Raw genomic sequence first — 6,186 nt, 5'->3', positions numbered from 1 at the left:
TTCCGATCTTTGCGATAACTAACGGAAAATTCAAATCTTATCAATAGCTTAGCTTGCAGGTTATGGGTAACTTATTTCGAAAACAGTACACTAGATTAGCCTTCTTGGTGAATATTTCTAATAGAAAGAACGTTGGAGGGTGATAGGCAGGCTCTGATAGCCAGGCTGTGAAAGCGTTGTCATGAGGGCAGCGAGGGGCTCTGCTAATCTGTTCGGCCCTCGGAACAGCAGGTCGAGCTTAGCCAATGATCACGATTCGTAGCATGACAATAGATGACTACGATGCAGTCATCGAACTGATGCGCAGCACGCCAGGCATCTCGATCCGTGACGCCGACTCTCGCGAATCAACCTTACGTTATCTGGCGCGAAACCCGGATATGAGCTTTGTGGCTGAAGCGGGGGGCGCTCTATGCGGCTGTGTGATGTCCGGGCATGACGGTCGCCGGGGGTATTTGCAGCATTTGATCGTGCTACCCGAGTATCGGCGGCAGGGGATTGCTCGTGAGTTGGTTGAGCGCTGCCTTGAATGCCTGGAGGCGCAGGGGATTTATAAGTGCCACCTGGATGTGTTGAAGGGCAATGAGGCCGCGGCACACTATTGGCGTGGGCAGGGGTGGACGTTGCGGGAAGATATTGATCGGTATTCGAGGGTGCGGCGGGGTGGTGAGGATGCTTGAGGGGATGCGGACCGCTCGGAGCACTGCCCGGCAGCTACATTGCCACGCAGCACGGCGATGAAGTTGTACGTTGCTCATTTTTGAGTAACGGCTATAGTCTGTTGACACGGGCGCCAACCTATCATAGCGATGCCCAGCCCAGTCCGACCTTTAGGACGAAAGAGATTATGAGCACTGACATTCGTGCAGACGGGAAGCAACCCGACTCAAGCGCATATGAGAGAAAAATGGCGCGGCACAAACCTGGCCTATTGCCTCAGGCCCTGCTTGATAGTGTGGCTCGGGAGCACGGAGAATACCTTCGTGGGCTGCGTAAGCGTGCCGAGCCTGAATTTACCTCAGGAAACAGATGACCCCTGTTGTTTTGAGCAGGAAGCTCACTACGCCTCTTCCAAAGATTGAAGTCGAAAAGCTTTGTTCTGAATTCTCACATTGGAAAGACGATGGAATAGGTCCTGGTGATTTCTTTGGTAAGGATACTGCCTTCGCGCGACCACCCGAGGTTGTGCGTATGGGTATACGTAAAGTTCATTTGGAAACTCCAGACGTTCAAGACTTGTGGAACGCGATGCTTGAGGCTGGCAAAAACAACCCTCTAAAGTTCACTTCTGACAAGATTCTCGTTTATGGATCTCTAGCTGACCTGGAGCACGCACCGTATCTGTTGCTGACGATTCTCGAGCCAGGTCATGATCAAATGGAAGATCCATACGTTGTGCGATCTCTAGGTGTCTTTTACGAGAGCGAGCGTCAGCAAATAGGAAAGTTTTTCCCTGCGGGTCACTGGATGACTTATGGATTTCCCGGTACCACCGACTGATTATTGCTACCGTCGCCGCCAACCCAGCCTAGTGCTGGGTTTTTTGTTTTTAATTTAATTGCCACTTATCCTGAAACCCTGACGCTGACTCAGCAGCAACCGAGCACCTGCAGAATGAGTATCGAATGGGACAGCATGGGCTTGCTGGGATACCAATGGGGGCTCGATTCCATTAGGGGATAGTCTCAAAGCTCATTGAGAAGCTCTATCGAAAATACATGGGCTCCCACATCTCACGAACACTAGCCGTTTTCAGCAAAAATCAGCCAAACCCCGGTCCAACCGGAATGAAACTTGCCTCCACCTATCCTGTGACCTTGAAACGTATTTAAGGGCAAGGCCGATGAATGACAATAATATGGCGATAAACCCTGCTTCGAACCAAGCGGCACCACTGCCTCATCTACGGCGTTTTCAAACCTGCGACATCGACGAGCACGGTCGCAACCTTAGCGGCTGGCAGGTTCGGTACGATCAAGTGACGCCCGGTGGCTTTGAAGGCGACTTGACGGAATTTCGTTCGGACTGGCTGCAACTGGTCCGCGACCGCTCTAATCAGGCCTTGGTCAAGAGTGGCATGGCCTGGAAGGGGGCGATTATTTTCGCCTTGCCGTTGAGCGCCAACGGTCCGGCTTTCTGCGCCGGGCACACGCTTCAGGAGCCCAGCCTGATCGTCGCACATGGCGAGAATCTTCCGGAATTGAGCACGCCGCTGCAACTGGATGCCCTGGGGGTGGCGATCGAAGAGGGTGCCCTGGCTCATGCGCTGGAACGTCAGGGCAGTCGTTTTGAAATTACCGATCTTCCCAAGTGTTACCGTTTGGCCGATCCAACGGTTCGCACGAGGTTCACTGCGCTGTTCGATAACCTGTTGAATGGTGAGCAGGCGTGTTTGCAGAAGCTTGAGCACGATTCGATCCGGCGGGGCATTCGCGATGCCGTGATGTTGCAGGTGCTGGAACTGGTGGCGCCTGATCAGGCGCCGCCGCTCAACCCCACTGCGCGTAAGAGAATGGTGGATCGGGCCCGAGATTATGCCTTGGCGCATCTGGACGAACCGCTGTCCATCCTCGATGTGTGCAACCACATCGGCACCAGTCGCCGCAAACTGCAGTACTGTTTTCAGGAGACGCTGGGCATCAAGCCTGTGGCCTTTCTGCGCACGTTGCGCCTCAACGCAGCGAGGCGTGAGTTGCGCGAAAGCAACCGCGTCGAACTCGTACAGACGGTCGCCGCGCGCTGGGGTTTCTGGCACCTGAGCCGGTTTTCCAGTGACTACCGGACCCTGTTCGGGGAAACACCCTCGCAGACGTTACAGCGCACACATCTTTGCTGAAAACGGATAAAGGCACACAGCATGACTCAATAGCATAGCCCCACCACCTTCGTGGTCAGGGGCATGCGATGAGTCATAACAATAATTCCAAAATCAGACGCTTCACTTTCTTGACGCTCGGCCTGATGAGCCTTGGTGCTACGGTTCAGGCCACTGAAAACGGCGCACCTACTACGTCTTTCGGCGTTTACGATTTCGGCGCTGGCATGCTGCCTGCGTCGACGCCCGTGGGCACATTGGGAATGCGTGTGGCGTTCTATTCGGCCAATGTGCAAAAAGACCGCCACGGCCGCTCGCAGGACAACAATTTTTCGCTGGATGTTCTGTCCATCGGCGTCGCGTACTTTCGCATGACCGATTACAGAATACTGGGCGCGCGCTATGGCTACAGCGTGGCGGTGCCGTTCTTCCAGATGGATGCCTCGTTTCGGGTGCAGACGCCTGGCGGCCCGCTGGACCTGAAGGCGGATCCGTTCAGGATGGCCGACATTTCAGTGTCGCCGCTCATACTGCAATGGGATCTTTACCCCAACCTGTTCGTGAACGCGCGGATGCAGGTTCAGGCGCCCACCGGCGACTACGACAAGAGTCGTGTGTTCTCGCCGGGGTTGAACCACTGGACGTTTTCTCCCACCTTCAACGCGACCTACATCACCGACAGCGGCTTTGAAGTGTCCAGCAGCTTTCAGACGGACTTCAACACCCGCAACCCTGCGACCGACTACAAGAACGGCGTCGAATACCGTCACGAGTTCGCCGTAGGCCAGCACGTGGGGCCTTTCACGCTGGGGCTGGGCGGGTTCTATTACCGGCAATTCTCCGATGACGATGCGCCGGGGCTGGAAACCGGCAACCGCGCCCGAGTGGTCGCAGCCGGCCCCGCGATCAGCTATTTCACGCCTGGCATGCCAGCGGCGTGGTTTCACCTCTACAAGGAATTCGACGCGCGCAACAGTTCCGAGGGTTACACCGTGGCCTTACGTGTGGGCCACAGTTTTTAGGGCGGTTACGAGACAGACGATCCTTTCCAATTATCAGGAGCCTTCATATGAAAGACATTCAGAGCTTGTTGAACGATGAAGACGCGACCGGCCTGGCCGAATGGGTCCGGCGCGGCGAGGTCCAGCCGATCGATTTGCTGGAGGCGGTGATTGAGCGCATTGAGCATGTCGAACCGCAGCTCAACGCCGTTGCCGAGCGACTGTACGACTCGGCCCGCAGCGCGGCGCTGGACGCTGCAAAAAGCCAAGGCGTTTTCGCCGGCGTACCGACGCTCATCAAAGACCTGTTTACCCCGGTTCACGGCGCACGGATGAGCAATGGCTCCCTGGCCATGGGCGAGTTTCGTGCCCCCTTCGAAGCCGAAGTGGTCAGCCGCCTGAGGCGTGCCGGTTGCGTGCTTGCCGGGACCACCACCTCACCGGAGTTCGGCACGTCCTACTCCACCGAGTCCACACGCTTCGGCGCGACCCGCAACCCGTGGAACCTCGAGCACAGCGCCGGAGGTTCAAGCGGCGGGGCTGCCGCACTCGTCGCCGCGCGGGCAGTGCCCTTTGCCCACGGCAACGACGGCGGTGGCTCATTGAGAGTGCCGGCGTCCTGCTGCGGCGTGTTCGGCTTCAAACCCAGTCGCGGCCTGATGCCCTCCGGCCCGATGGTCGGCGAAGGCTGGGCCGGCCTGAGCACCGCGCACGCCATCACCCTGACCGTACGCGACAGCGCAGCCCTGCTCGACGCCACCACCGGCATGGACCTCGGCGCGCCTTACGCAGGCCCGGTCCAGAGCCTGCCTTACGTCAACGCCGCCCAACGCGACCCCGGCCCCCTGCGCATCGCGCTCATCGAACAATCAGGCACCTGGCCAACCTCGCCCGAAAGCCTGGCCGCCGTGCGCGAGGCCGCACAATTGTGCGAGTCACTCGGGCACCGCATCGAACCGGTCAGCCTGCCCGTGGTATTACCGGAATTCCTCGACCACGTCTTCACCATCATCGGCGCCAACACCCGCAACCACATCGACATGCTCGGCCGCATGCGCGGCTTTGACGTACAGGACGCCGAACTGGAAGCCCGCACACGCATCATCCTGCGCGACAAAGGCAGCGTCAGCGGCGCGCAATACACCGCCGCCGTCGAATGGATACACGCCCTGGGCCGCCAATTGGCGACATTCATGCAGGATTACGACGTGATTCTCTCGCCAGTGCTGACACGCGAGCCAGCGCGCATTGGCGAGCTTGTGGTGCCGGACATGAGCCTGAGCCTTGAGGACATGATCGAGCGGTCGCACCGGTATTCGCCTTTTGCAGCGTTGTTTAACGCGAGTGGCCAACCGGCGATGTCGGTGCCGTTGGTTTGGAGCGCGGCGGGGCTGCCGATGGGGGCACATTTTGCTGGGCGGTTTGGGGAGGAAGGGGTGTTGTTGGGGTTGGCTGGGCAGTTGGAGCGGGTGAGGCCGTGGCGGGGGCGGGTGCCGGGGGTTAGTGGTTGTGGGGGCGTGGGTAGGCAAGCGGGGGCGAAAAAGACGCTTTAGGGCGTCTTCGTCTGCGATTTGATTTGCCGGGGTAATTTGAATATGATCAGTAACTAATTGATATATAACGCTAATATTTTTTTTTAATTTTGGTTGGAATACCATTTGGAATACCGTGCAAAATTGTATTTCACTTGACCACCCGTTTTGGTGAGGCAAGGCCTAATAGTGAAGGAGTTAAGGTGCAGCAGGGCGCTTATGGGCGCTGGAGGTCTTTTTGGCCTTGATCGTAGGCCGTTTTGACTTGGCCTTTTTCACCGGAGGCTTGGGCGTCAATTTCTCGATGATTTCCTTACGGATGTTCATTCCAGTGCGTCTAAGCCTATCGCAGGCGGCCATCAAACTGACTTTACTAAAAAACGGAATGCCTATAGTACCGTCAACATACCTGTGACGCATGATCCCATAAACAACGGTGTACTCGCCCCGATCCACGTCTCGCTTGCGTCCGTCTGGCAGGGTTCCGACGAAGGCAGATCCGCCTTTCGTCGCCGCGACCGTATCCTTTAGCTTTCGGCGAAACTCGCTGTCGGCAACAAACGCCTCGGCACTGACGACACCCTGCATCCATAAGTGACTGATCGGCCCAGATGACTCCCCATCTTTAAGATGAATGAAGTGTTTATCATTTGAATAGAAGTCGCAGGGCTCCAGGTTGGCGGCGACAACGCCTTCTGGATTGATTTTTGTGCGATCAAGCTTGATCAGATCTGACCGGGTTTTTAACAGGTGGCGGCGGCAAAAACTGAGCGCAACACCTGACCAATCCGGTACGGTGAACCTATGTCATATCATGAACTCAGCATTGAAGAACGCA

6 protein-coding genes are annotated in these 6,186 nt (G+C 56.9%); 5 read left to right on the top strand and 1 reads right to left on the bottom strand.

All coding sequences use genetic code 11. The annotated features are described in order from the left end of the window. The first annotated feature begins 245 nt into the window (after positions 1 to 245). The 5 genes from DW49_RS0120290 (at position 246) to DW49_RS0120270 (ending at position 5,369) form a co-directional block, all read left to right on the top strand. On the top strand, positions 246 to 680 hold the full coding sequence (locus DW49_RS0120290) for a GNAT family N-acetyltransferase (RefSeq protein WP_024420489.1): 435 nt from the start codon (positions 246 to 248) through the stop codon (positions 678 to 680). Positions 681 to 1,029: 349 nt separating this feature from the next. After that, positions 1,030 to 1,500, top strand: a complete 471-nt coding sequence (locus DW49_RS1000000133735) for a type II toxin-antitoxin system YafO family toxin (protein WP_024420488.1) — start codon at positions 1,030 to 1,032, stop codon at positions 1,498 to 1,500. A gap of 343 nt (positions 1,501 to 1,843) precedes the next feature. Continuing rightward, the gene (locus DW49_RS0120280) at positions 1,844 to 2,836 is read left to right on the top strand and encodes a helix-turn-helix domain-containing protein (protein ID WP_024420487.1); all 993 of its coding nucleotides are present in this window, start codon (positions 1,844 to 1,846) and stop codon (positions 2,834 to 2,836) included. 68 nt (positions 2,837 to 2,904) lie between these two features. Continuing rightward, positions 2,905 to 3,837, top strand: coding sequence for a SphA family protein (locus tag DW49_RS0120275; protein WP_024421374.1), 933 nt, complete (start codon positions 2,905 to 2,907; stop codon positions 3,835 to 3,837). Positions 3,838 to 3,884: 47 nt separating this feature from the next. Next, positions 3,885 to 5,369: an amidase gene (locus tag DW49_RS0120270; protein WP_005620447.1), complete on the top strand. Its 1,485-nt coding sequence runs from the start codon at positions 3,885 to 3,887 to the stop codon at positions 5,367 to 5,369. A gap of 177 nt (positions 5,370 to 5,546) precedes the next feature. Here the strand turns inward: DW49_RS0120270 and DW49_RS0120265 are convergent, their stop codons facing one another. After that, a complete protein-coding gene (locus DW49_RS0120265) occupies positions 5,547 to 6,098 on the bottom strand; it encodes a TIGR04141 family sporadically distributed protein (protein WP_081591659.1) in 552 nt (183 codons plus the stop codon). Positions 6,099 to 6,186: the final 88 nt, after the last annotated feature.

This window comes from Pseudomonas avellanae BPIC 631 (assembly GCF_000444135.1).
Lineage (GTDB): Bacteria > Pseudomonadota > Gammaproteobacteria > Pseudomonadales > Pseudomonadaceae > Aquipseudomonas > Aquipseudomonas avellanae.
The sequence above is the reverse complement of the archived record's forward strand: the minus strand, read 5'-3'. Positions and strand labels throughout refer to the sequence as shown.

Bases quoted from the DNA above. Each gene is read 5' to 3' on its own strand.
- DW49_RS0120290 (WP_024420489.1), top strand. From the start codon at position 246: ATGATCACGATTCGTAGCATGACAATAGATGACTACGATGCAGTCATC.
- DW49_RS1000000133735 (WP_024420488.1), top strand. From the start codon at position 1,030: ATGACCCCTGTTGTTTTGAGCAGGAAGCTCACTACGCCTCTTCCAAAG.
- DW49_RS0120280 (WP_024420487.1), top strand. From the start codon at position 1,844: ATGAATGACAATAATATGGCGATAAACCCTGCTTCGAACCAAGCGGCA.
- DW49_RS0120275 (WP_024421374.1), top strand. From the start codon at position 2,905: ATGAGTCATAACAATAATTCCAAAATCAGACGCTTCACTTTCTTGACG.
- DW49_RS0120270 (WP_005620447.1), top strand. From the start codon at position 3,885: ATGAAAGACATTCAGAGCTTGTTGAACGATGAAGACGCGACCGGCCTG.